The organism is Paraburkholderia kururiensis JCM 10599 = LMG 19447 (assembly GCF_003986935.1).
Lineage (GTDB): Bacteria > Pseudomonadota > Gammaproteobacteria > Burkholderiales > Burkholderiaceae > Paraburkholderia > Paraburkholderia kururiensis.
Map to the genome: position 1 here is coordinate 146850 of NZ_RJZE01000016.1, position 23495 is coordinate 170344.

A 23495-nucleotide genomic window follows, 5' to 3' on the forward strand; every position below is an offset into this window, starting at 1 on the left:
TGGCCCTGGCGTTCGTCGATGCGGCTTGTACCTTCGGAATGGTTCCCATCGCTATTCTCTCTGTCTTGCTTATCCGTTGTTCTGCCAGGCATGCAGCGCAATTTCTTCGGCAATCTGCGCCCAGTGCTCGTCGGTCCACTGAGCGGTGATCTCGGCGTACGTCGATGTCTGCCCGGGCTGAAGCGCAGCCGCGACTCTGGGATGCCGATCCAGATTCGGTGAAACTAGTACGCCCTGCACGGCGAAGACGACGAGGTCCTCGGCGGCGAGACGATATTGGGCTCCCTTCACCAGCAATGCGTCCAGTTGGCGAGGAGTGCGCTCATTGACCGGCTCTCCCGCGTCTCGTATCGACTTCAGCGCCTGCTCGACGAGATGCAGGCGGCGCAGGGCGGCCCATTGCTCTGCCGACGGCGACAGGCGTCCGTCTATGGCATCCGTGGGACGCTCGATGGCCATCCAACCGTTGTCCCCGAAATAGCTCCAACGGTTCACGGGCCCGAACGCACGCGATAACTCGTTCGGCAGGAAGACCCACGCGAGGTTGCGGAAGACTCTCGGATCGTAGAAGCGGAATGCGGAGTAGCCGTGCGGTTCCCTCTGCAATGCAATCGTGTCGCCAAGATGCCGCATCAGCGAGTCGGCGTTCGCTTCGGTTTCGAGCATTGCGCAGATACGCGGCGGCAGACCTGCACGCAGGTCTCTCGATGCAATTGCTGCGATAGCGGGCAACTGCTGGTCGGGGTGCTCTACGGTGTAGAGCACCGGCATCACACCCTTTAGCTCCGGCATCGCGGCAGGCACAATTTCACCGACTTCATACATGCGGGGCGCCGTGCCGAGATCGACGCTGCCGTTGCTGGGTTCGACGATCAGGTACTTGTCCATCCGTGCACCTAATCGACGATGGCCGCGCCGGCCTGCGCGGCGGACGCAAATTTTTGCGAGCAGGACTCGGTGGTCGGAAGCTGCGCTGTTGCGTTTTCGCTTGCCGGGCCTTGGAACGAGTGCTGCGCGCCCTTGACCTCGACAAGGCCAGGCGCGTGGATATAGATGTTTCCGTCCGCCATGCGTAGCGTGGCGCCGCCAACCTTCAGGCAGATCTCCTTCTGGGCTTGAACCTGAACGGCGTCCGAAGCCGATATGACCTTGAAGGTGCGGTCGGCTGTCAGCTCAATGTTGTCCGACTGCGCCTGCATCTCGATCTTGCCCTTGCCCGCGAAGAGCTTCATGCCTGCGTTCTGCACGAAGACACTAAATTTCTCGCCGATGCTGGCGAGAAACGACTTGGTAGCGGCAACAGAGGTGCTTTCGCCGCTGACCAGATTGACGTGTTCCGTCGCGGCGAGCTGCACAGATTTCTGCGTGGAAAGACCGATACCCGATGGACTGCCGAGCAGCATCACAGGCTGGCTGAAATTATTCGCCTCGCCGGCCCCGCCACCCGTCGCGGCCGCGCCCGAGCCCGGGCTCTGCGTCGCAGAGGCGAAGTCGGTCATGGACGTGTGCGCGTCAGCAAGGCCCTCCGCCTGGCTCGCGGTCGCTACCTCGGAGCGTCGCTCGATGACTCCGGCGGAATCGAGTAGATGCTGATACGCCTCCTTGACGTCCATCTGTTGACCAGTCGTGCCCGCCCGCGCGAACGTGGTCACGTACAACCCCTGACCCGCGCGGATGGCGCCCACGCTGTCCGTCTTCAAATCAAACCCCGTCCCCAGGTACGCCCCCCGGTTGTTGTCCTGCTGGTCGATGAGATAACCGAGGTGCAGAAACGACGACGCCGTCGAGCTGAACAGCTGTGCGCGGTTCTGCCCCGTCGTGTCGTCGAAGACGAGCTGGTTGAATCCCTGGCCCTTGTACTCCTTCGACTTGTAGCCCGACATCACGCCCTGCGTGTGCCACTGCGGGGTCTGCGCGCCGTTGAACACCGCGCCGGTCACGAGCGGCCGGTCGCAATCCCCGTCCAGAAACGTGACGACGACCTCCTGGCCGACGCGCGGCACGTACACGCCGCCGAAGTTGCTGCCCGCGTGCGAGCTCATCACACGCATCCAGCACGAGGCGTTCTGGTCTCCCCCATTGAGCCGGTCCCAATGCATGCGGACCTTGATGCGGTTCAGGCTGTCGGTATAAACCTCCTCGTTCGACGGTCCCACGACGGTGGCCGTCTGCATGTGCATCTGCGGCTTGCTGTGCTCGAACGGACTGCGAAAGGGCACGGAGCGGCGCTGCGCCTCCACTTCCGCCAGATAGAAGCCTTCGCTGCCGTCCAGATTCTTGATGACGAACGCGGGGTCGGCGCCGTCGTGGGCGTCTCTCACCGCAGTCACCTGGCGATGCAGGCTGTGCGGAAATGGTCGGCTGTTGCCGATGGGCAGGTTGTTCTCGATGTACCAGGTGACGGCGATGGCAGCGAATTCCCGGTCTTGGCTCGCGTCGCGTTCGTGCTCGGGATGGCTCTCGAGCTGGAACAGTCTGCCCGCGTCGATGCGCCGCACGCTGCCCACGCCATGAAAGCGCTTCGCGCGCGACTCCCATTCTTCGAGCTTCAGCTTGGTGAGGTGATCGCCGCGTTCGCTCTCGAGGTACGTGTACGCACCGGTGTACTCGTAGACCTCGTTCTGATCGGGGAGCGCACCCTGGTCGCCAACCGTTGGAAACGATTTCGCCTTGCGCGCGAGAGGCGACTTGTAATCAAACGTCGCCGTCGCATACGCCGCGCTCTGCAGCGTCCGCGTACCCGACCATTGCACGAACGTATCCGTTTCGCTGTTCACGCCGGAGCGGTAGAACTGCACCTGCTCCGGCTCCACTGGCTTGCACATATAAAGGTCGTCGGTGACCACTAGCGTGTGCGACTTGCCGTCCGCCGCCTGTTCGAAGAAGCCGAACAGCCCTTCGGATTCCATCAGCCGATGCGCAAAATTCCAGTCGTCCTCGTATTGCACGCAGAACGAGCGGTTCGGTGTGGGATTTCGCAACGCAAAGCGGTAGGCGCCACGCGCCTGCGGATGGTTGTCGAATACGGCTTCCAGAATGGACTCGACCGTCATTTCCTGAAAAATGCGCGCGTCCTTACGGAACTTCAGGAAATGCAGCCAGGACGAGAACGCGAGCTGATAGCTGGTCAGCCTGCCGTCCGAGCCGAGCCGCCGCACGGTATGCACATAACCGTGATGCGGTAGATACGACCGGTCGGATTGCTGAATCCACAGCGTGACCGGTTGCGCAATCAGGCTTTTCAGCTCGACCGAATCTTTCAACGACACAACGTCGACCACAAATTCGAAATGGCGACCGATTCGTGACTGCCCGACGGCGCGCTGAGGCAATAGCACGTCGGAGCCGAGGGGTGAATCGAGTTTGAGTAACCGGTCTTGCTGGCTAATGCCCGCATTGATTATTGAGATGAGGTCTTGTGCACCCATAGTCGCTGCCCCGCCTGGATTTTTACTTCTGGTTTGCGATGCGAATAGTAAAGGGAAAGAAAGCGTCACACAATGCGGAAATGCATTCGGTATTTATTTCGCTTTACCGCAATGTGACAGGAAATAATTACGTTGCACGGAGACTGGATTTCTCTCGCGCAAACGCATGATATTGCGGCAAAGACGCCGCGATTGTTAAACATTGCAATCCCTGCGAATTTCATTCGTTTAGTGCGTAACATCTCGCCGTAGCGATAAAGAGCGGCCACTCCTCTCGAAAGAAATGCGGGGCTAAATGCAAGATGAATAAGCGGGGTAAATCCGGCAAAACGCCGACGCGCGCCATGCTGCTGCCACCCACGGCAGGTTCGGTGCGCGAGCTGTCGCTGCGCTATCACCTGGCGCTGGCCGCGCTACGCTCGGGCGAGGGAAACGGTTATCTGCTCAGCGAATTGATTCGCGTGCTCTACGTTGCCTGGTATCTGCACGAGGTAGGGTATGGCCAACCTGCCGCCGGGCTTTTCGCCGACGCCGAAGCGGCGCTCGACCGCAGCGCGTCGCGAGCCACGCGCGACGATGCCTGGCATCTGGAGCCGCGAGAGTGTGCCGCCGTGGAGAAACTGCTCGCCCTGCACGACGAGCAACTTCAGCAGGCCCCCATCAAGGCGATGCTGGAAGTCCAGAAACGGCTTGCCCATTTCGCCCGCAGCGACAGGCGTACGCCCTGGCAGAAGGACGAGCGGGCCGCGGCGTCGGGGTGACTGGAATCCTTTGCGCCACACGGCGCACCGTGTCCTGATGCGCCCCCGGCTAGCCATGCGTGCCCTCGATCTCGGGCATCATGACGGCCCATGGAGCACCTCTTTCTCCACCTTTGGGCTCACCTTGCCAGCCATCCGGGCTGGACGCTCACTATCGTTTTTCTGGCGGCGTTTCTCGAGGCGGTCGCCGTGGTGGGCACCTTCGTGCCCGGCAGCACCGTGATCTTCCTCGCGGGCGCGCTCGCCGGCGCGGGTTCGCTGAACCTGGCCGCGGTGCTGGCCTGCGCGGTGGTGGGCGCGGTTGCAGGCGACGGCATCTGCTATTGGCTCGGCGCCCGCTTCCGCGAACAGATGCCTCGCGTGTGGCCGTTCCGCCGTCATCCGCAACTGCTGGAGAAGGGGCGGGACTTTCTCTCGCGACACGGGGCGAAGAGCATTCTGCTTGCGCGCTTCGTCGGGCCGATCCGCGCGGTGGTGCCGGTGGTGGCGGGCATGCTCGGCATGTCCGCGGGCCGTTTCTATCTAATGAACGTGCTCTCCGCGCTGCTCTGGGCGCCGGCGCACATCCTGCCGGGCGCCGTGTTCGGTGCGTCGGTGCAGCTCGCGGGCGCAGTGTCGTTCCGGCTCGTGGTCGTCATCGTGTTGCTGGTGGGCATCGGCTGGCTGGGGTATCGCTTCGCGCGTTTGCTGTTCCTGCACGCAGGGAGCCTCGTGGACGAAGGGCGGGAGTCGCTCACGCGCTGGGCGAGCCGGCATCCGGGCCGCGCGGGCCGCGTCGCGCGCCGGATACTCGATCCGGAGGAGCCTGCGGCGCGCATCACCGTGGCGATGTCGGCGGTGGTGCTTGGCGCGGGCTGGGTGTTTCTCGCCGTGATGCAGGACGTGCTGCAAGGCGACCCGCTCGTTCATGTCGACGGCGCGGTCTACCGTTTTCTGGCGTCGGTGCGTACGCCGTGGAGCGATGCGGCGTTCGCGGGGATCGCGACGCTCGGCAGCGTCGTGACGCTCGGCGCACTGGTTGCCGTTGTCGCCGTGCTGCTTGCCTGGGAGAGACGCTGGCGCGCGCTCGGCTACTGGCTCGCCGCGGCGGTGTTTTCGCAGGCGGTGATTCTCGTGGTTCGGCTCGCCATTCACCGCGCGGCGCCTGCTGCGGCCGGGGCGCAGGCGTACGCGTTTCCGAGCGATCACGTCGCGGCGTCCGTGATCGTCTATGGCTTTCTTGCGTTTCTGTTTGCGCGCCGTGCGCGGGGTGCGACGCGGGCCATTGCCGTGACGTCGAGCATGGTGATCGTCGTGCTGATCGCACTGGCGGGCCTGTACCTGGGGCGGTTCTGGTTCTCGGACGCGATTGCGGGCGCGGCGCTCGCTTCTGCCTGGCTCGTGGCGCTGGCGCTTGAATTGACCTGGCGAAACCCCATGCCGCCGAAGCTGCCGCCGCTCTATCCCGCGGCGGTGCTCGGTGTGACCGGCGCGGCGGTGGCGCTGCAGCTCGCAGCCGGCGGTGGAGGTGGGGGCGAGCCCGCGCTGCCCACAAGGGAGGGCCTCGCTCAGCCGTCCACCGTCATTTCGCAGCGGACGTGGATGGATACCGCATGGCGCCAGTTGCCTTGCTGGCGCACCGACCTGGAAGGCGACCGGAAGGAGCCGCTGTCGGTGCAGTGGTCCGCGAGCGCCGCCCAGATCGACACTGCGCTGCGCGCTCAGGGCTGGTTGCCGGGTGTGCAGTTGTCGGCGCGCACGATTTTCTCGCTCGTGGCGCCCAACGTGTCGGCCATGGCGCTTCCGGTCTTGCCCAAGCTCGACAACGGCACGCCTTCGCCACTCGTATTCGCGCGAGCGGGCGCCGTGCCGGCGGAGCGCTTCGTGCTGCGGCTGTGGCCCGCGGGGTACGCCATTGCCGATCCGAAGAGCGGTCCACCCGCGCCGCTTTGGACCGGCATGGTGGTGCGCGAGCAGCTGCTTCGCCCAGCGTGGCCGGTCAACGTGCTGCGCGTGGACCGGCACGGCGCGATGGCCGACGTGAGCAGTACGCTGGTTGGGGCGCCGGCCGTTGCGGTGATCGGCCGCCGTTCGTGCGATGGCGTTACGGTCACGCTTCTCGCTGCCGCTTCCCGCTAGTGCGTTCGCCGTTGGCTCATCAGCGCGTTTGACCTTCCCGTCGTGGGAAGCCCCACGATAGCGGGCACGCGGTTCGCGCAGGTAGTTTGCCTATCGCAATCGGGTTCTCGAAGTACTCATTCAAAGGAAAGGAGATTCGCTATGCGCAAGTTCTTCGGTGTCTGTTCCTCGGTCGTGTGTCTTGGCCTGGCGCTCGGTCTCGCGGCTGCGCCTGCGCTGGCGCAGAACAGTGCTTCGATGCCGGGCATGAGCATGTCGCCCTCGTCGGGTACGGCGGGTATGTCGGGCATGCAGGCGGATGGGGGCGCTTCGACGCAGGCCTTCAAAGGTGCCGACCAGAAAATGATGAAGGACATGGACGCCCCCTACACAGGCGACGCCGACAGGGACTTCGTGGCCCACATGATCCCGCACCACCAGGGCGCCATCGACATGGCGAAGGTCGAACTCAAGTACGGCAAAGATCCGGAGTTGAAGCGGCTGGCGAGCAACATCGTGAAGGCGCAGCGCGAAGAGATCGCATTCATGAGGCGCTGGCAGGCGAAGCATCCTGCGCAGTGATTCTGCACAGCGATTCCCGCGCAGTGACTCCGCACAGTGACTCCGCACAGTAAGCGTCGGACGGCGCTGTGATGGCGCACGCCTCACGCGTGTCGGCCCGCGTGAGGCGGTTCATTCGGTGCGGGCGAATCAATGATCGTGATGCCAGTCGCGGCCATGCCCGTCGTCGCCGCGATGCCATTCGTCGGGCCGGTGGCGGTCGCCGGCGTCGCGCCATTCGTGATGCCGCTCTTCCCACTCGCGGCGTTCCCAGTAGCGATGCCCGTCGTAATAGCGGTCGCCGTACCAGCCCGGTGCGATGACGACGGCGGGCGGAGGTGGCTCATACACGGGCGGCGGAGGCGGTGGCGCGTAGATGGGCGCGGGCGTGCCGATGTTCACGCCGATGTCGACGCCTGCCACCGCCGCGGTCGATAGACCGACGCTGGTACCTGCAACGAGCGTGGCAGCAATCAGTCGTTTGTATGTCGCGTTCATGTTCTTTCTCCCTTCTTTCGCGCAGAGCCATTGATCGTTCCGCTCACTTCAGTGCATGTGCACGCGAGCGGGCGCTTCGCGTCAGTAGCGGTCGTAGTAGTCGTGGTGATGGTGGTAGTAGTAGCCGTCGCCCGCGGGCACGACGATGCAGCCGCCAAGCAGGCTGCCGAGCGTGAGAGCGAGTAGTGCGAGTGCGATGATCTTCTTCATGACACACCTCTTCGTGGGTCTGAGTGGTTGGTCGTGAGCGCACTTTATTGAGCGGCGACATTACTCGTGTGTTTGTGTGTAACCAAACGTGTCGCATAAATGCTGTCGTGCGAGTACGGAGCCGCGTGTGCGGTTACGCGGTGTTACCTATCTCATAGAGCTGTTTCACCTCGCGTCGCGCGGCGCTTCTACACTTCGAGCCGTATTCCCCACGGTCATGGTCCGTTCGAACGCGGACGTATCAATCAACAACAGGCAAATAGCTGGCGGCAGCGGCGGCGCCAGTCACCACAGGCAGCCACGGAGAAGATCATGAACAGCAAATTCGTTGTCGGTGCGGCGTTGGGTGTAGCGGCGCTGGTGGCATCGTCGGTGGCGTCGGCTCACGTCGACGTGGCGATCGGGCTTGGCGTGCCGGCCTACGTGCCCGCAGAACCGGTGTATGTGGCACCGCCGCCGGTGGCGTATGCGCCGCCGCCCGTCGTCTATGGCGCGCCGCCTGTGGCGGTCATGTACGGCGACGACTGGCGCGAACGCGAATGGCGCCGCCACGAATGGCGGGAGCATCAGTGGCGCGAGCGTGAATGGCGCGAACGCCGCGGGTGGGGCGGCGACTGAGCGCCGGATGGACAGCGGTCGTGATCCTTCGTGATTCGTCAGGATCGCAGACCAAAGAAGCCGCGCCACAGCGTATCGAAGAGGCGGGTGTGACGTTCTTCGTGTGGCTCGGCTGAAGGCGCGTCGTGGGCGGGTGTAGCGGCGTTGTCGTGGTCTTTATCGTGGTCTTTGTCGTTGCGGCCGGGACTTGCCTTGTCGTGCGGCATGGCCTCGTCTGAGGCCCTCACGTCTTCTTCGGTTGCCGTTTCGGCGCGACGCGCCTGCTGCAACGCGTAGACACTATCGGCGATACGGCCGGCGACTTCTTCGTCGCAGTCTCGACCCAGTAGTACGCCGAGCAGGACGTCACAGTTGTATCCCGCGTCGGCGAAGCGCATCGCGAGCGCGACGTTCTCCCTGTATCGGGCTTCGGCCGCGGCCTGTTCGGCGGCTTCACGTTCCGCGCGCTCCTGCTCGCGTTTCTCTTGCTCGCTCTGCCAGCGGCGCATTTCTTCGGCAAACACGGCATCGTAGACGGCGCGTTGATGCGCGTCCGAGAGAATCGCGTACGCGTCCTTGATCTCCTGGAATGCGGCGCGCGCAGCGTCCTCTCGACCGGCGTTGCGGTCGGGGTGCCACTTCATTGCGGCCTTGCGGTACGCGCGCTTGATCTCGTCTTCGGAGGCGTTGTCGGCAACGCCCAGCAGTTCGTATAAGGTCGCCATCCTGCTTCCATTCCGTGCCGGTTTGAGCACTATCCTGGCACAGGAAGACGACAGCAGTTCGGCGGCGCACTTATGGTCGCGCAGCGGCGGTGGTGCACGCTGTAACGCGCGGCAGGCAGCCGATGCGAGGCGAACTTATTCGGGCGAGGCGGGCGCCTGTTCCCGCACGCCGGGAGCGCCGGGCATGCCCGGCGGCGTGGCGACGTGGGGCACCCGGTTCAAGGCGACGAGATCTTCGTTCAGGCTCGTATGAAGCGTTGCGATTGCCTGATCGACGTTGGCCGGCTTCAGCTGGATGCGCGCGAGCGAGTCGTAGACGTAGTGGCGCAGTATCGGGTCCTGAGTCCGGTTCAACACCTCGTGGTAGACGGCCACGATCTGGCTCTCGCGTCCCGACATCGCGTAAAGGCGATGCAGTTGCTCGAGATCGTTGACGACCGCGAAGTCGGCGCCGGCCGGAGGAGGGGGCAAATGCGCGGGGAGGCGCGCCGACCAACCCGGTACGCCCTGCGTATCCGCGTCCGCGTGTTGAGCTGTATCCGGTGAGCTGTCTTGCGCGAAGGCGGCCGGCAATGCGAGCACTAGCGTCGCAATTGCAGCCGCGGAAATCAGGCGTTTCTTCACTTTCGTGTTCTCCCGTCGTTCGACGCCGGCACGTGGCCCGCCGGCTTGGGAAACACGATAGACGAACGCCCGCGCACGATGGATTACCTCATCTCCCCGTTTCTTACACGGTGTGGTGCTGGCGCGAGCGTGGGTACGCGTGGACACGCGTGGGTAAGCATGGGTAAGCGCGGCACGTCGTTGCACCCGCTCAACTGCGTTCGAGTCAGGCTTCGGATCTGGATTCGCGTCCGAGTCCGGAGCCGCGCCGGCCGGATGACCGCGGCCATCGCGCGGGCATCACCTGGCACACGATCAGCCCCGCGAGCATCAGCGCGCAGCCCGTGAGCGCGCGGGCGCCGAGCGTCTCGCCCAGCACGATCCAGCCCGCGAGCGCGGCGAACACGCCTTCCATGCTGAAGATCACGGCGGCGTGCGCGGGCGCGGCATCTTTTTGTGCGATCACCTGGATCGTGTACGCGATGCCCACTGAAAGCGCGCCGCCATACAGAATGGTCGGCGCGGCGCGCGCGATATCGGCTAAACGCACGGGCTCGTATGCGAACGCGACAGCAAGGCATAGCACGCCGCACGTGACGAACTGCACGAGCGCGAGCATGAGCGGATCGTGCCGTCGCGCGAAGCGGCCCACCAGCATGACCTGCGCGGAGATAGCGAGCGCTCCGCCCAACTGATACCAGTCGCCCGTCATCACCTCGAAGTGTTCGTTGATGCTGAGCAAGTAAAGGCCAACGGCCGCGAGCGTCGCGCCCAGCCACGTGCCCATGCCCGTGCGATGACGAAACAGCACACCCATCATCGGCACGATCACCACGTAGAGCGAACTGATGAAGCCGGCGTTGGCCACCTTCGTGTAGCGCAGGCCGATCTGTTGCAGCGAGATCGCCACCGCGAGCGTGAGGCCGAGCAATGCGCCGTCGCGCACGAGCGCCGGGCGATCGGCGCCCCATGTGGCGCGCGGGCCGGCTGGCGAAAGGTGCAGCATGCCGACGAGCGCGAGCACTACGCCTGCGCCCAGCAGGAAACGCAATCCTGTAAAGAGGAAGGGACCGACGGCGTCGAGGCTGATGCGCTGGGCGACGAACGCCGAGCCCCAGATCATCGCGGCGCCGAGCATCAGGAGGTTCGCGCGCAGATGTTTACGGGCAGGAGAATTCACGCGAAAGTTTCTCTTTTAAGTACGAGTTATTCTGTAAGGCGACAGAAAGGCACGGTGTGGACGGAAAAATACATCATCCCTGTTGCCGGATGACAAACGCCCTACGCTGCGTGATACTGCCCCGCGGGAAGCGAGCGCCGCAATACCGCGTGTCGCTTTGCCGGTTGTGCAGATGTCCAATTGAAGCAGTTATTCTTTTTACGTCGATTTATCAAATCATTTCCGGTTTGGGGAACACCAATATGAAGAAGATCATTGCCTCGCTCGTTACCGCCTCCGTCGCGCTCATCTCCGTTCAGGCTTTTGCTCAGGACGCATCGGGTGCCGCGCCCGCCACGGCTGCCAGCGCACCGGCGAAGAAGCACCACAAGGTGCTGAAGCACCACGGCAAGCGTGCCAAGGTTCAGGAAGCCGCATCGGCTGCCGGCACCGCCGACAAGGGCACGCAGCAGTAAGCTGCCCGGCGCGCCTGTGCGGACGCATGCAGCGCCCGCAGCAGCAGGAAGGCCAGAGCGGCAACGCTTTGGCCTTTTTCTTTTGTCCGCTCCATCGGTTCGGGGTTTGGGCCGCCACGCTGGCATTCCAGCCGGCATTCAGTCCGCCGTAAGGCCACTATCCGCCGATGGCCTCGTCACGCTGTCCATGAGCGCGCGCATGCGCTGCCAGTGCGTGCCTTCCCAGAACACGCGCCGACAGACATCGCAGGTCACGAACTGCGTGTGGCGCGCAAGCACGCCCGGCGGCGCGCGTTCGCCCACTTCGTGTTTCGCGATGCGCCGCAGCGGCGCGTTGCACGTGAGACAGAGCCGGAACGGATGCGCACTCGCGGCGAGGTCGAGCCGGTCGAACACTTCGCGCAACTGGTCCTTCGGCTTGAGCGCGCGTACGTAGCAGCCGTGCGTGATGGTGCGCCGCTTCAGCAACTCGCGGTCGCGCGTGAGCACGATGCGGTTTTCGCTTGCGGCGAGCGCTTCGATTTCGTCGTCTGGAAAGCCGTTGTCGTAAAGCGTGTCGAAGCCCGCGAGCCGCAGCAGTTGGGCGAGGCCGCCCAGGTGTGCATCGGCGATGAAACGCGTCACGCGTAGCGGTGCCGCGCGCACGCGCAGCAGCGGCTGGATGTCGACGGACTCGAACTTCGGATAGACCGCCACGCGGTCGCCCTCGGCGAGCGGGTAATCGAAGCCCACGGACTCGCCGTTCACCAGAATCAGCTCGACTTCCGTATGCGGCACGCCCAGTGCCTCGATCATGTGCTTGGCCGTGGCGGCCCGTGCGCACGCACAGCTGAACTCGTGCCGCCGCAGCGACGGCGCGAGAAAGTCGTTCAGCTCTTCATAGAAGCGGAATGTCGCCGTGACCATGCGGCAAGTATGGCACCGGCGCTGCCGGCATGCCTGCGCCTGTCACGAGGCTGTGCTTTACTGCCGGTTTGGCTGCACGAGGAGAGCAAGGATGGATATCGGCTTTATCGGTCTCGGCGAAATGGGCGCCGCGATGGTTGCAAACATTCTGAAAGCGGGCCACAGCGTGCGCGTGTGGAACCGTACCCGCGAGCGCGCGTTGCCGCTTGCGGATGCCGGCGCGCGCATTGTCGAAACGCCCGCCGACGCCATGGCCGGCGACGCCGTGTTTTCCATGCTCGCCGACGATGCGGCAGTGGCCGAAGTCTTCGATGCCGCATTGATCGAGCGCGCACCGCGCGGCCTCGTGCACGTCAACATGGCGACGATTTCCGTTGCCCTCGCGCAGACGGTGGCGCGCATGCACGAAGAGCGTGGCCTGCACTACGTGGCCGCGCCGGTGCTCGGTCGCCCTGATGTGGCAGCGGCCGGCAAGCTCACGATCATGGCGGCCGGTGCGGCAGAGGCAGTCGATCGCGTGCAGCCGGTGCTCGATGCGGTGGGTCAGAAGACGTGGCGCATCGGCTCGCTGCCGCAGCAGGCGAACGTGATGAAACTCGCGGCCAACTTCATGCTGGCTTCGGCAGTGGAGGCGCTGGGTGAGGCGTCGGCGCTGCTGGGCGGGCATGGCGTGTCGATGCAGGACTTTCTCGACGTCGTGACGAGCGGGCCGTTTCCCGGTCCCGTGTATCAGGGCTATGGCCGGATGATCGCGGAGCAGCGCTACGAGCCGGCGCTCTTCAAGGCACGACTGGGCCTCAAGGACGTGCGGCTCGCGCTGGCTGCGGCGGATGCCACGTCCACCCCCTTGCCGATGGCGAGCGTGCTGCGCGACAGCCTGATCGAAGCCGTTGCGCACGGCGACGGCGAGCGTGACTTCGCCGTGCTGGGCAAGGTGGCGGCCCGCCGAGCGGGACGCTGACTCGACGGGCGCCGCTACTCGCAAAAGGAGTGCGCGGACGGGCATAATGGCTTCCCTGTTCTGCGCCGGTTCTGTGTCGGTTTTCGCGTTCACGGCTGGCGCCCCGCCCCTGAGGAAGTTCGAATGAGCCTGCACACCTGGTGGCTGCTGGTTGCCACAGTCTTCGTCGTTTCCGCCATTCCCGGTCCGAATATGCTGCTCGTGATGACGCACGGCGCACGTTATGGACTGCGCCGTTCGAGCGCGACGATGGCGGGGTGCCTCACGGGCATCATGCTGATGGCGTCGATATCGGCGGCGGGTCTTGGCGTGTTCCTGCAGGCGTGGCCCACCATGTTCAACGCGCTGCGGCTCGCGGGCGCGGCCTACCTGGTCTGGCTCGGCATCAAGGCGTGGCGTGCGCCGGCGGCCGAGGTGCGTGAAATGGCCGCAGCGGACGCCGAGGCTTCGTCGGCGCTGCTGCGCCGCTCGGCGTTTTCGCTCTTTCGCAACGGCTTTCTGGTGGCGAGCAGCAATCCGAAGGCGATTCTGTTTGCGGCGGCGCTGCTGCCGCAATTCATCGACGCGAGCCGGCCCGCACTGCCGCAGTTCGTCGTTCTCGTCGCGACGATCGCCGTGATCGAGGTGGGCTGGTATCTGATCTACGCGGGCTTCGGCACGCGCATCGGCGAGCGGCTGCGCAGCAAGAGCGTGGCGAAGGCGTTCAACCGGCTGACGGGCGGCGTATTCGTCGGATTCGGCGCGATGATGGCGCTCGTGCGGCATTGAACGACCACGGGCATCGCGCGGCTGGTGCCAGCCGCCGCGCGCCATCCCGCGTTGCGCCTAACTCCCGCGTCGGCTTAGTCCGCGCCCCTCACCACGCCGAGCAGAAATGCGGCGTCCGTGAAGACGAAGCACACCGCGCAGACGCCGTCCCACCCGGCCAGGCTCCAGGCCGCCCCTGAGAGCACCGCGCCCAGCGCGCCACCCACGAAGAACATCCCCACGAAGATTCCGTTCAGACGTCCGCGCGCGGCCGGATTCATGAGATTGATCGAGCGCCGGCCCAACGTTTGATCGATGACCACGCCGGCGTCCAGCGTGGCGGCGCTCGCTACCAGCAAGGTCAGGGCAAGCCCGGGATGCGCGGTCGGCGCGAAGCCGAGCCAGCCCGCGCCCGCCACGCCCATTGCAAGGATCGCCACGAGCATGGCGAGGTGGCCGCGCAAAAGCACGGCATTGCCGATGCCACGGTCGCCCGCCCGACCGGCGAGCGGCGTGACGATCGCGCCAGTCGCGCCCGCCAGCGCGAAAAGCGCGATGCCGTGCAGGCCGAGGCTGAAAGGCGGTTGCGCGAGCCGCAGGCCGATGGCGGTCCAGAACGCGCTGAACGCGCCCATCACCAGCGCGGCGGAGAGCGACCGCCGTTGCAGGACCGGCTCCGTGCGCAGCAGCGTCCAGAGCGAGCCCAGCAGAGCGACATAACGGGTGGCGGGCTGCGGACGGCGCACCGGCAGCCGCAGGCTCAGCAGCAGGGCGAGCAGCGCGTCGGCTGCTGCTGCGACGCCGTAGAAGCCGCGCCAGCTCACCGAACCGGCTATGACGCTGGCCAGCGGCCGCGACAGCAGAATCCCCACCATCAGTCCGCTCATCACGTTGCCCACCGCCCGGCCGCGTTGATGCTCGGGCGCCATCGACGCGGCCATCGGTACGAGCATCTGGATCACGCTCGATGCCGCGCCGGCCAGGAAAATGGCGACGAGAAAGAGCGGGCCGGAGCGCGTGAACATGGGCACGGCGAGGAACGCGGCGCAGGCAGCGAGCGTGCGCACGATCAGGCGCCGGTTTTCCACGAGGTCGCACAACGGAACGAGCAGCACGAGCCCGGCGGCGTACCCGAGCTGCGGCAGCATGGCGACGAGCCCCGCGAGCGAGGCCGGCAGACGCAGCGAATCGGCGATCGTGCCGGTGAGCGGCTGCGCCGCAAACAGATCGACCACGATGATGCCTACCGCCGCCGAGAAGAACAGCATGAGCGGCGTGGAAAGGCCCGTGGGCGCGGCGGCGCTTTGTGCGACGTCGGCCTCGCATGGGACGGCGGCGGCGCAGGAGGCGTTGGCGTTTGTGCCGGCGTTGGCGGAAGAATTCATCCAGATGGCTCCAGAAGCAATGTCCGCTCATCGTACGAACCGCTGTGCTATGCGACAATTGAAATATGTCGATAATCTTTATGCGAGATTGTTTTGAATACCCGTGACCTTCAGGCTTTCGTGGCGGTGGTGGATAGCGGCTCGATGGTGCGTGCCGCGCAGACGTTGCATCTGACGCAGCCGGGTCTCACGCGTCGCGTGCAGAACCTGGAAACCACGCTGGGCATGCCGCTGCTCGATCGTCAGGCGAAGCCGCTCAAGCCGACGGCCGCTGGGCGTGAGGTGTATGCGCTCGCGCGCAACGTGCTGGGCGCCGTCGACGACCTGTTAGCGCTCACTTCACCCGACAGCGAGCCGGCTGGCGAGCTGAGGCTCGGCGTGCCCCCGTTTCTCTCGGAATTCGCGCTGGAAGAGCCCGTGGACCGGTTGCGCAGCGCGTTCCCGAAACTCACCTTGCGGGTCACGGCGGCATGGTCGCCCGGGCTGTTGCAGAGCGTGGAGCGGGCGTCGGCAGACGCCGCTGTCGTGCTGATGCCGTCCAACGTGGCGCTGCCGGACACCGTGGTGTCGACACGGCTTGCGTGCCTGTCCACCGTCGTGGTGGCGCCGCGCTCGCTGGACTTGCCGGATACGCCGGTGGCGCTCGCCGAACTGTCGCGCTACGCGTGGGTGCTGAATCAGGACGGCTGTGGCATGCGATCCGCGCTCTCGCGGGCGCTGGCGGCGGGCGGACTGCCGTTCAATGTGGCCGTCGAGGCATTCGGCTCGGACCTGCAGCTTTCGTTGGTGGCGCGCGGGCTGGGCATCGGCATCGTGCCGCCGGACCGGCTGGAGCGGTCGCCGCACCGAGATCGGCTCAGGGTGGTGGAGACCACGGACTTCCGGTCCGACGTCAACGTGTGGCTGGTGCATGGCGCGCTGCCGGGGCGCCTCGCGCGTGCCGTCGGTCTGCTGCGCGAGGCGCTGGTCGAGACGCTCGTGGCCAACGGCATTGCGGCCGCGAAGTAGGCGGCGCGATCAAGGTGGGCGGCCGTCCGGCGAATCCTCCGGGCGGCATAAAGGCGGGAGAGGGTGGCTGTCGCTCAAACCGTTCGATTCGCTGTTGCTCGACGACAACAATTGGGGATTGCCCGCATTTTCATGTTGCGTCGCACCAAGCGTTTTGCTATAGTTGGAACTGTCTCCTCCATGTCTCCTCTGATATGGATTCAGCCCGCCAAACAAGGCGGGCTTTTTTTTGCCCTGGCAATCCCGGCCAGCATCACAGACGCATGCCGTTCCCAACGCTCCAGCGTCTCGCATCCAATCTCAGAACCGATACGACAGCGCCAGATACGTGATGATCGGATCGGCCTTCAGCTCCGATTGCGTCACGGCCAGTTGCGTGCCGTCCGCCGCCTTGATGATCACCGACGACGTCGTCTTCAACGGGATGTAAGTCACCGAGGCCGTCACGCCCCAATGTTCGTTGATGTTGTACACGGCGCCCGCGTTGAACACCGGCGCCCAGGACGACGACGCCTTCGCCTCCACTCGCGTCTGCCCCGGCTTGCCCGCGCCCGCGGCGAGAATGGCGCCCAGATTCTGCTGCGTCGACTGCACGAAGTTCGGATTCAGTTCGAGGTTGGTGAAGAAGTTGTACGACACGCCCACGCCGATGAACGGCCGGAACTTCGACGTCGACGACGCGAAGTAGTACTGGAACAACAGCGCCGGGCTCCACTGCCGCACGCTCTTCACGATCGGATTGACGCCCGCCTGCCCGATGTCCTGGCTGCCGAGTGCGCCCGCCGGCCCCGGCGGCTTGATGGTGCCGTGGCCGTAGATCTTGAACGTCGGCGGCACGCCCGCCACGCTCGTGATCGCGATGTTGTCCGTGAGGAAGTGGCTGAAGACGAGCCCGAGGGTATCCGCCTTGTTCGAGGCGAGCCCTGTGCCCGACGACGTGAACGACGACGGCAGCCGCAACGGCGTGTTGATCGGCGTGGGCGCCACGTGCGTGGTGAGCGGCTGGCTCGACTGCTGCGGCATGATGTGGAACCAGCCGAGCGACACGACGTCGTCGCCGGCCTTCTGTGCGTACGCGCTGGCACACGCGCAAAGCGCGAGCGCCGCCAACGCGGGTCTCAAGGTGCTGTGCATGTTTTCTCTCCCTGCTTCCCTTCAGCGGGCAAGCCTGCTTCGCGCTACGGCGCAACGGGCGTGGCCGCCCGCTGCGTCGTGCGTCGCGCCCACACCCCTCGTCGCGTGTACCGGAGGTACCGGCTGCGCGGCTGAGGGGCGCGGGCGGAAGCGGCCGCCTCGTTCCGTTGTCTCGGTGTGCGCCTCGTCCATTACTGGACGAAGGCGCCGATGGTGAAGTACGGCGACGACGCGTTCGTCATGTCGAGGAAGCCGAACACGCCGCCCGAGAAGATGAACTTGCCGGTGGGCGCAGTGCCCGCCGCGGCATCTGCATGCACCGAGGTCACGACGCCCGGCACCGCTTCCGCGTAGCTCAGGTTGAGCGCAGTGGCGAGCGACGCCTGCGACGGCTGGAACGGATCGAGCAGCGTGGCCTGCGTGCCGGCGATCGCCGTGGTGCGGTAGTTGAACGCGCTATCCACGCCGATGTATTCGCCGTCCTGCGAGCCCTGCGCGATGGCCGTTTGCGGCGCGAGAATCGAGATGCCCGATTCGTCGTCGGCGACGGGGCCGGAGATGCCGTTCTGCGGATTCGGCGTGAGCGTGGAGTTGGCCACGCCCGTGCGCACGAGAATCGGCACCAACTGATTGCGCAGCTTGCCGACGATCATGAAGCCCTTGGCGTACGGCGTCGTGGCGAGCGTCGGCTTGGCCTGGCCCTGGAACTTGTCCGTTTCGAACGCGCCGCTGCCGTCTGCCGACTGCACGAAGTTCGTTCCCGGCTGCTGACACGTGCCGGCGTTGACGCCGGTGTTGTCGCACTCGGTCCACGTGCCGTCCGCGTTGATGGTGATCTTCGAATCCACCACCACCGGCAGGAAGTTCTGCGACGGCACCTGGTGATAGCCGAGCTGGTTATAGGTGCCGGCCACGTTCGCGATGTTCGTCTCGAGCGACGAGAAACCGATGAACGGGTAGTACGGGAACGTCGTGTCGGGCACGGCCCCTTCGCCGAGGATGCCGCCGAACTGGATCTCCTTGCCCGGAATCGTGCCGCCCGCCACGCCGAAGCCGACGAAGATGCGCGCCGGACGGTTCGGATCGAGACTCGCGCCGTTCAGACGGAACGCGCACTGGTTGAGCTTCTGCGTGGGCAGCGCCGTCTCCTGCGTGATCGTGCCGCTTTGCGACGTGCCGGCGCGCGTGGGCGAAACGGTGCCCGTAGTCTGCGGGATCGGCGACTCGACGTAGGTCACCTGCCAGGTCATCTTCGTCGTGTCGAGTTGCAGCTTGACGAGTTCGCCGTCGCCGCCACCGCCCGTGTAGACCGTGTTGTAGTCGAGCGATGCGGGACACAGCCGCACTTCCGGCGGCGGCGCCGACGTGCCGCCACCGCCGCCGCATGCCGCGAGTATCGGCGCCGCGATAACGGCCGCCGCAAAGGTCTTCCAGTTCATACCGCCCCTCCATGATCTTTTCGTTGTGAGCGGCCAGCTCCCTGTCCAGCCGCGCTTCGTCTCGTTCTCTAACGGTGTTGCCGGTGCTGCGTTTTTTGTGCTGCTTTTATGGTTCTGCTGCTGGGGTGCGTCGTGCGTCTCGCGGGGGCGCGAGGTGTGTGCTTCCTTTCGATGCTGCCGTTCCTCCTCAACTCACTTGCTGATCTGTGCGCCCACACCGAAGTACGGATTGCTCGACCACGTGCCGCCTGAGGCGAGGCCGCCGTTCATGGTGTCGTTGATCAGGATGGCGTACAAACCGCCCGAGGCGATCGCGAAACCGCTCTGGCCGCGCGTGTCCGTCACGCCGATGAGGCCGGGCGTCGAGAGGCCGTAGTTGAGCGCGAAACCATCTTCGTTGGCCGCCGTGGTCGGGTTGATGAACGTGCCCACGCCGCCCTGGATGAGGGTGGCCGTGTACTTGAAGTTCGAGTCGGCGCCTACGTAGCCGCCGTCGAAGCCGCCCGATGCAATCGCCGTGTTCTTCGCGAGCAGCGCGATGCCCGATTCGTCGTCGGCCTGCAGCGCGCTGAGGTTCACGTTGCCGGTGCGCACGACGAGCGGCACGGTGGCGCCGTTGACCTGGCCGAGCACCATGTGCGCGCTCGCCGAAATGCCGAGCGGCAGCGTCTGCGCGCTGATCTGCGGAGCCTGCGTGCTGGTGAAGTAGCCGTTGCTGCCCGCGGTCCACGGGTTGCCTGTGGTGAGGCAGCGGGTGGCCGACGTGCAGGCGCCGTTGGCGTCGAACGTTTCGGTCGAGTTCGCGCCCGCCGTGAGGTAATTGCCCGACGGCGTGATGTGATAGAGCAGCCCGTTATACGTGCCGGGCAGTTTCGAGATGTCCGTCGTCGTGCTCGCGAAACCGAGGAACGGATAGAAGTCGAATTGGCGATTCGGCACCTGGCCGACGCCGGTACCGAGCCCAAGGATGCTCACGCCGCTGAACTGCACCGTCGCGCCCGGAATGCCGCCGCCCGCCACGCCGAGGCCCACCAGCACCATCGGCGGATTGCTCGTGTTGAAGCTCGCGGCGGTGCTGTAGGTACCGCCGCCAGGCGCCGTGCCGCTGCCGGGTTCGAGAATGAAGGCGCAACGCGTTTGTTCGGCGGTAGGCAGCGTGCCGGTGGGCGGATGCGCAACGTTGCCGGTGATCGTCACGCCTGCGCGCGTTGGCGACACGGTACCGGTGGTGAGCGGAATGGGCGACTCCCACCACTTGAGCGTGTAGGTCATCGCGGTGGCGTTGATGTTGAGACTCACGATCTCACCGCTGCCGGCGCCGCCCAGATACGTCGAGCTGCCGATGTCGCCGGTGGCCGGGCACAGCGCCGCGGCGCCGGCGCCTTGCGCGGGCGGGCCCTGAACGCCGCAACTGGCGCCCGAGCATTGAGGAACGTTGATGGCGCCTGGTGCATCAGCCTTTCCGCCGCCGCAAGCAATCAGCAAGGGTGCAGTGGCGATGGCCAGCGCCAGTCCCACCGAAACGGTGTGCGACATTGTTGTCTCCCTGATCTCGTTTAATTGTGCGGTGTAATTTCGCCGGGCTCTTTATGGCTGTCAATTGAAAGAACCGTCTAAAAAAGTCGATTCAAACAGCGTTTTATTCGCCGATGCCGCCTTGTGGCGAGGCTCGCCGCCCTTTTAAACGGAACACGGGTTTACGGCAGGACACAGATTGTGTTGCGCGTGCGGCGCAACATCGCCAAGGCCTTGCTGTGCGGCGCCGGCGGCCAAATCGCGTCATCCTGCCGGAACGGTCGTTCGCACAAAAATACGTGAATTCCCTATGCGGAAATCAATGCCGTTTTAGCAATAGAAGCAAGAAAAATTTCCCGTCTATATGGAAATTCCCAATAGCTGCGCGCTTTTCTCGTTATTCGGGCGGCTTTTAAAGGGTGCAACGGGCGGTGCGGGGGGCTCGCATTTCTGGTGAGGTGCTGCCGTGTCATCGCACGTACAGGCGTTTGAAAAAAAGAAGCCGGCTGGATGAAAGCCGGCTTCGTGGGATGGACCGCCTGTGCTATCAGCGTTTCAATCCGGTGTCTTCCGGCGCGCCGATGGCGAGGTTCATGCACTGGATGGCGGCGCCTGACGCGCCCTTGCCCAGGTTGTCGAGACGCGCGACGGTCACGAAGCGCTCTTCGGTACCGAACACGAAGAGGTCCACGCGATTGGTGTCGTTGGTGGCCTGCACGTCGAAGAAGCCGGCGTCGAGGTTCTCGTCCGCGTTGAACGGCGCCACGCGCACGAACGCTTCGCCCGCGTAGAACTCGGCGAGCAGCGCCTGCACGTCCTGCGGGGTGGCGCGCTTGGCCAGATGCTGCGGCGAGAAGTACGTCGTGACGGCGAGGCCCTTGAAGAAGTTGCCCACTATTGGCGTGAACACGGGTGCCGACTTCAGGCCGGTGTGCGCCGCCATCTCCGGCAGATGCTTGTGGCCGAGGCCGAGCGCGTAGGGCCGCGGGCTGTTCAGCTTCGCGTTGTTGCCCGCTTCGTAGTCGGCAATCATCTTCTTGCCGCCGCCGCTGTAGCCCGTGATGGAGTAGCTGTGCGCCGCGAACTCGGGCGCGACCACGCCCGCCTCGACGAGGGGCCGCATGGCCAGCACGAATGCCGACGCGTGGCAGCCCGGCACCGCGATGCGCTTCGCGCCGCGCACACGCTCGCGCTGGCCGCGCGTGAGTTCGGGCACGCCATAGACCCAGTCGGGGCTCGTGCGGAACGCGGTGCTCGCGTCGATCACGACGGTGCGGCTGTTGTCGACGAGCGTGACCGACTCGCGCGAGGCCGCGTCGGGCAGGCACAGGAACGTGACATCCGAGGCATTGATGAGACGACGGCGCTCTTCGACGTCTTTGCGCTTCGCTTCTTCGATGCGCAGGACTTCCACGTCGCTACGTTGCGACAGGTATTCGAAGATCTTCAGGCCGGTGGTGCCTTCCTGTCCGTCGACAAAAACTTTGGTGCTCATCGCTGTCTCGCTGAAACGGGTGATTCGGTGCTGTGGAGCCGGCCCGCGAACCGAAGGCGCCGGTTCGGTGCGGCGCCGGTTTCGCGCCGGAACGCCATTTTAAGACCTCATGGCTGCGAGCGTGCGGCGTTGCAGGAGAAAAGCCCGCATTTTCCGCACCTTGCGCGACGATGGTGACGTGCGGATGACGTGGGTAGGCGCGGAGGGTGGGCGGAGAGGGCGCGCAGGGGCGCGAAGAGTGCGCTGGGCTCAGAGGGCAAAGCGGGGCGCCCCGCCGTGGGCACCCCGACGCCTTGCTCACGCTTTTGAAGCGAGACGCAGCGAGACGAAGCGAAAAAACCTTACGCCGACCCTTCGCGTCCCGCGTTCCAGCGCGCCGTCACGGCGGCCACGCGGGCGCCGAACACCTTCGCCGTTTCGAGATCGCCCTGGGGCGGCGCCTCTTCGGGCGACGCGTCGGCCGGCGACTGCCCGAGCAGCCCGGTGAAGCCGCCCACGTAGTTGAGGTCGTTGCGCGTGGCGGCCTTCGTGTTCGACGGCATGATGCCCGTGCCCGTCCAGATCATGCTGTGCTGCATGGCGAGCGTGACGAAGTACTGGATGGTCGAGAACTTGTCGCCGTTCATCGTGGCGGAGTTGGTGAAGCCGGCGGCGATCTTGTCCTTCCACTTCTGCGTGAACCACGGCTTCGACGTGGCGTCCGCGAACTTCTTGAAGTCCGCCGAGGGGCCGCCCATGTAGGTGGGCGCGCCGAAGACGATGGCGTCGGCGGCATCCAGTTCGCCCCACGCCGCGTCGTCCAGCTCGCCGACCGCGAACAGCTTCGCGTCCGCGCCCGCGTCCGTCATGCCGGCCAGAACCGCTTCGGCGAGCTTCTTCGTGTGGCCGTAGCCGCTGTGATAAACGATGACAATCTTCGACATGGAGCGCTCCATTTTTCAAAGGGAAACGGGGGAATCCGGCTGTCCGGGGATGAAGGCTTGCCGCGTGGATCGTGCGTTGCGGCGCCGCCGACATTTAAGCACTTTCTCGTGTAGCGGCTGCGCACGATGCACGGTGCGCGTGGGAAGGACTGAATTTCCGTTCAGGGGGTAATGGGCGCAGGCGTGCCGCACGTGCCGCGCCTGCTTGCTGTCCGCGCCGGCGTGGACGCCCTATCGCCCGTAGGTGACCGTCATCTTCGCCACTCCCAGCGTTGCCGTGCCGATCTCGTGATCGAACATGATCGCGGGGCGGCCGGTGGCGAGCCGCAGGTTCGTGGTGCCGAGCGCGTAGACCGACACCACGTAGCGGTGCGGCTTGCCGGCCGGCGGGCAGGGGCCGCCGTAGCCGTCCGTGTCGTAGTCGTTGCGCGCCTCGACGGCGCCGAGCTTCTTCAGATAGCCGGACGCGCTGGCGTTCGCCGGCACGTGGTCGATGCCGGCCGGAATGCCGGCCACCGCCCAATGCCACCAGCCGCGGCCCGGCGCATCGACGTCGAACATCGTGATGGCGAAGCTGCGCGTGCCGGACGGCGCATTGCGCCATGACAGCTGCGGCGACCGGTTGCCGCCCTTGCAGTCGTCCTGATCGTAGACCTGCGGGTCGCTCACCTTGCCGCCGTCCTGCAGATCCGTGCTGACCACAGTGAAGGCACCCGCGGCATGGAGCGGCGGCGCGGCGGCGCCCATGAGCGCGAGGGCGGCGGCGAGCACGGTATGCCGCGCGATTCGCACAGGGAACGAAGCCATCGACACGTCGGGACAACGCATGAGCCGATTCTCCTTTTGACAGGCGAGGGTACTGCTGCG

Annotated in this window: 23 protein-coding genes; 8 read left to right on the plus strand and 15 right to left on the minus strand. The window is 65.4% G+C overall.

Translation table 11 applies throughout. The features are described from left to right. Positions 1-69: 69 nt before the first annotated feature. Together PKKP23_RS20245 and PKKP23_RS20250 are read right to left on the minus strand one after the other, a co-directional pair. A complete protein-coding gene (locus tag PKKP23_RS20245; protein WP_126878176.1) occupies positions 70-888 on the minus strand; it encodes a DUF4123 domain-containing protein in 819 nt (272 codons plus the stop codon). An 8-nt stretch (positions 889-896) separates the two neighbouring features. Continuing rightward, complete coding sequence (locus PKKP23_RS20250) at positions 897-3428, minus strand: type VI secretion system Vgr family protein (RefSeq protein ID WP_126878207.1); 2532 nt, start codon at positions 3426-3428, stop codon at positions 897-899. A 344-nt stretch (positions 3429-3772) separates the two neighbouring features. Between PKKP23_RS20250 and PKKP23_RS20255 the strand changes: the two genes are divergently transcribed. The 3 genes from PKKP23_RS20255 (at position 3773) to copM (ending at position 6868) form a co-directional block, all read left to right on the plus strand. Then, on the plus strand, positions 3773-4189 hold the full coding sequence (locus PKKP23_RS20255; protein ID WP_126878177.1) for a hypothetical protein: 417 nt from the start codon (positions 3773-3775) through the stop codon (positions 4187-4189). A gap of 90 nt (positions 4190-4279) precedes the next feature. Then, on the plus strand, positions 4280-6307 hold the full coding sequence (locus PKKP23_RS20260) for a VTT domain-containing protein (RefSeq protein WP_126878178.1): 2028 nt from the start codon (positions 4280-4282) through the stop codon (positions 6305-6307). Positions 6308-6448: 141 nt separating this feature from the next. Further along, entirely contained in the window at positions 6449-6868 is a 420-nt protein-coding gene (gene copM, locus PKKP23_RS20265) for a CopM family metallochaperone (RefSeq protein ID WP_020480651.1), read from the plus strand. Between the two features lie 129 nt (positions 6869-6997). Here copM and PKKP23_RS33780 read toward each other — a convergent pair whose 3' ends face one another. After that, a complete protein-coding gene (locus PKKP23_RS33780) occupies positions 6998-7345 on the minus strand; it encodes a hypothetical protein (protein ID WP_161978123.1) in 348 nt (115 codons plus the stop codon). Between the two features lie 81 nt (positions 7346-7426). Continuing rightward, the gene (locus tag PKKP23_RS34840) at positions 7427-7555 is read right to left on the minus strand and encodes a hypothetical protein (protein WP_017772062.1); all 129 of its coding nucleotides are present in this window, start codon (positions 7553-7555) and stop codon (positions 7427-7429) included. A gap of 312 nt (positions 7556-7867) precedes the next feature. Between PKKP23_RS34840 and PKKP23_RS20275 the strand changes: the two genes are divergently transcribed. Next, positions 7868-8173 carry a hypothetical protein gene (locus PKKP23_RS20275; RefSeq protein ID WP_017772061.1) on the plus strand — a complete coding sequence of 102 codons (306 nt, stop codon included), beginning with the start codon at positions 7868-7870 and terminating at the stop codon, positions 8171-8173. Positions 8174-8211: 38 nt separating this feature from the next. Here PKKP23_RS20275 and PKKP23_RS20280 read toward each other — a convergent pair whose 3' ends face one another. From PKKP23_RS20280 to PKKP23_RS20290, 3 genes are all read right to left on the minus strand, one after another. Next, positions 8212-8877 (minus strand): DnaJ domain-containing protein, encoded by a 666-nt coding sequence (locus PKKP23_RS20280; RefSeq protein ID WP_126878180.1) that lies wholly within the window; start codon positions 8875-8877, stop codon positions 8212-8214. 135 nt (positions 8878-9012) lie between these two features. Beyond that, on the minus strand, positions 9013-9501 hold the full coding sequence (locus PKKP23_RS20285) for a hypothetical protein (protein ID WP_126878181.1): 489 nt from the start codon (positions 9499-9501) through the stop codon (positions 9013-9015). A 205-nt stretch (positions 9502-9706) separates the two neighbouring features. Beyond that, positions 9707-10660 (minus strand): DMT family transporter, encoded by a 954-nt coding sequence (locus PKKP23_RS20290; RefSeq protein WP_240659074.1) that lies wholly within the window; start codon positions 10658-10660, stop codon positions 9707-9709. Positions 10661-10902: 242 nt separating this feature from the next. On the opposite strand from PKKP23_RS20290, the gene PKKP23_RS20295 reads away from it, so the two are divergent. Next, positions 10903-11115, plus strand: coding sequence for a hypothetical protein (locus PKKP23_RS20295; protein ID WP_017772057.1), 213 nt, complete (start codon positions 10903-10905; stop codon positions 11113-11115). Between the two features lie 138 nt (positions 11116-11253). On the opposite strand, the gene PKKP23_RS20300 is transcribed toward PKKP23_RS20295, so the two are convergent. Next, complete coding sequence (locus PKKP23_RS20300) at positions 11254-12021, minus strand: Mut7-C RNAse domain-containing protein (protein WP_017772056.1); 768 nt, start codon at positions 12019-12021, stop codon at positions 11254-11256. Here PKKP23_RS20300 and PKKP23_RS20305 point away from each other — a divergent pair. After that, the gene (locus PKKP23_RS20305; RefSeq protein ID WP_267908978.1) at positions 12020-12982 is read left to right on the plus strand and encodes an NAD(P)-dependent oxidoreductase; all 963 of its coding nucleotides are present in this window, start codon (positions 12020-12022) and stop codon (positions 12980-12982) included. The genes PKKP23_RS20300 and PKKP23_RS20305 overlap by 2 nt on opposite strands. 123 nt (positions 12983-13105) lie before the next feature. Continuing rightward, positions 13106-13750: a LysE family translocator gene (locus PKKP23_RS20310; RefSeq protein ID WP_017772054.1), complete on the plus strand. Its 645-nt coding sequence runs from the start codon at positions 13106-13108 to the stop codon at positions 13748-13750. A gap of 74 nt (positions 13751-13824) precedes the next feature. On the opposite strand, the gene PKKP23_RS20315 is transcribed toward PKKP23_RS20310, so the two are convergent. Next, positions 13825-15114 (minus strand): MFS transporter, encoded by a 1290-nt coding sequence (locus PKKP23_RS20315; RefSeq protein WP_126878182.1) that lies wholly within the window; start codon positions 15112-15114, stop codon positions 13825-13827. Between the two features lie 93 nt (positions 15115-15207). Between PKKP23_RS20315 and PKKP23_RS20320 the strand changes: the two genes are divergently transcribed. Further along, positions 15208-16122: a LysR family transcriptional regulator gene (locus PKKP23_RS20320; RefSeq protein ID WP_126878183.1), complete on the plus strand. Its 915-nt coding sequence runs from the start codon at positions 15208-15210 to the stop codon at positions 16120-16122. 300 nt (positions 16123-16422) lie between these two features. Here the strand turns inward: PKKP23_RS20320 and PKKP23_RS20325 are convergent, their stop codons facing one another. The 6 genes from PKKP23_RS20325 to PKKP23_RS20350 form a co-directional block, all read right to left on the minus strand. Continuing rightward, entirely contained in the window at positions 16423-17256 is an 834-nt protein-coding gene (locus tag PKKP23_RS20325; protein ID WP_026120898.1) for an OmpW/AlkL family protein, read from the minus strand. 191 nt (positions 17257-17447) lie between these two features. Then, a complete protein-coding gene (locus tag PKKP23_RS20330; RefSeq protein WP_126878184.1) occupies positions 17448-18695 on the minus strand; it encodes a DUF2957 domain-containing protein in 1248 nt (415 codons plus the stop codon). Positions 18696-18887: 192 nt separating this feature from the next. Beyond that, positions 18888-20231 (minus strand): DUF2957 domain-containing protein, encoded by a 1344-nt coding sequence (locus PKKP23_RS20335; RefSeq protein WP_126878185.1) that lies wholly within the window; start codon positions 20229-20231, stop codon positions 18888-18890. A 526-nt stretch (positions 20232-20757) separates the two neighbouring features. After that, complete coding sequence (gene argC / locus PKKP23_RS20340) at positions 20758-21705, minus strand: N-acetyl-gamma-glutamyl-phosphate reductase (RefSeq protein ID WP_126878186.1); 948 nt, start codon at positions 21703-21705, stop codon at positions 20758-20760. A gap of 341 nt (positions 21706-22046) precedes the next feature. Next, positions 22047-22628 (minus strand): flavodoxin family protein, encoded by a 582-nt coding sequence (locus tag PKKP23_RS20345; protein ID WP_017772047.1) that lies wholly within the window; start codon positions 22626-22628, stop codon positions 22047-22049. A 231-nt stretch (positions 22629-22859) separates the two neighbouring features. Next, complete coding sequence (locus PKKP23_RS20350) at positions 22860-23456, minus strand: YbhB/YbcL family Raf kinase inhibitor-like protein (RefSeq protein ID WP_126878187.1); 597 nt, start codon at positions 23454-23456, stop codon at positions 22860-22862. Between the last annotated feature and the right edge of the window lie 39 nt (positions 23457-23495).

Excerpts from the sequence above, each read along its gene's own strand:
- PKKP23_RS20245 (WP_126878176.1), bottom strand. The coding sequence starts at position 888 with ATGGACAAGTACCTGATCGTCGAACCCAGCAACGGCAGCGTCGATCTC.
- PKKP23_RS20250 (WP_126878207.1), bottom strand. The coding sequence starts at position 3,428 with ATGGGTGCACAAGACCTCATCTCAATAATCAATGCGGGCATTAGCCAG.
- PKKP23_RS20255 (WP_126878177.1), top strand. The coding sequence starts at position 3,773 with ATGCTGCTGCCACCCACGGCAGGTTCGGTGCGCGAGCTGTCGCTGCGC.
- PKKP23_RS20260 (WP_126878178.1), top strand. The coding sequence starts at position 4,280 with ATGGAGCACCTCTTTCTCCACCTTTGGGCTCACCTTGCCAGCCATCCG.
- copM (WP_020480651.1), top strand. The coding sequence starts at position 6,449 with ATGCGCAAGTTCTTCGGTGTCTGTTCCTCGGTCGTGTGTCTTGGCCTG.
- PKKP23_RS33780 (WP_161978123.1), bottom strand. The coding sequence starts at position 7,345 with ATGAACGCGACATACAAACGACTGATTGCTGCCACGCTCGTTGCAGGT.
- PKKP23_RS34840 (WP_017772062.1), bottom strand. The coding sequence starts at position 7,555 with ATGAAGAAGATCATCGCACTCGCACTACTCGCTCTCACGCTCGGCAGC.
- PKKP23_RS20275 (WP_017772061.1), top strand. The coding sequence starts at position 7,868 with ATGAACAGCAAATTCGTTGTCGGTGCGGCGTTGGGTGTAGCGGCGCTG.
- PKKP23_RS20280 (WP_126878180.1), bottom strand. The coding sequence starts at position 8,877 with ATGGCGACCTTATACGAACTGCTGGGCGTTGCCGACAACGCCTCCGAA.
- PKKP23_RS20295 (WP_017772057.1), top strand. The coding sequence starts at position 10,903 with ATGAAGAAGATCATTGCCTCGCTCGTTACCGCCTCCGTCGCGCTCATC.
- PKKP23_RS20305 (WP_267908978.1), top strand. The coding sequence starts at position 12,020 with ATGCGGCAAGTATGGCACCGGCGCTGCCGGCATGCCTGCGCCTGTCAC.
- PKKP23_RS20300 (WP_017772056.1), bottom strand. The coding sequence starts at position 12,021 with ATGGTCACGGCGACATTCCGCTTCTATGAAGAGCTGAACGACTTTCTC.
- PKKP23_RS20310 (WP_017772054.1), top strand. The coding sequence starts at position 13,106 with ATGAGCCTGCACACCTGGTGGCTGCTGGTTGCCACAGTCTTCGTCGTT.
- PKKP23_RS20315 (WP_126878182.1), bottom strand. The coding sequence starts at position 15,114 with ATGAATTCTTCCGCCAACGCCGGCACAAACGCCAACGCCTCCTGCGCC.
- PKKP23_RS20325 (WP_026120898.1), bottom strand. The coding sequence starts at position 17,256 with ATGCACAGCACCTTGAGACCCGCGTTGGCGGCGCTCGCGCTTTGCGCG.
- PKKP23_RS20330 (WP_126878184.1), bottom strand. The coding sequence starts at position 18,695 with ATGAACTGGAAGACCTTTGCGGCGGCCGTTATCGCGGCGCCGATACTC.
- PKKP23_RS20335 (WP_126878185.1), bottom strand. The coding sequence starts at position 20,231 with ATGTCGCACACCGTTTCGGTGGGACTGGCGCTGGCCATCGCCACTGCA.
- argC (WP_126878186.1), bottom strand. The coding sequence starts at position 21,705 with ATGAGCACCAAAGTTTTTGTCGACGGACAGGAAGGCACCACCGGCCTG.
- PKKP23_RS20345 (WP_017772047.1), bottom strand. The coding sequence starts at position 22,628 with ATGTCGAAGATTGTCATCGTTTATCACAGCGGCTACGGCCACACGAAG.
- PKKP23_RS20350 (WP_126878187.1), bottom strand. The coding sequence starts at position 23,456 with ATGCGTTGTCCCGACGTGTCGATGGCTTCGTTCCCTGTGCGAATCGCG.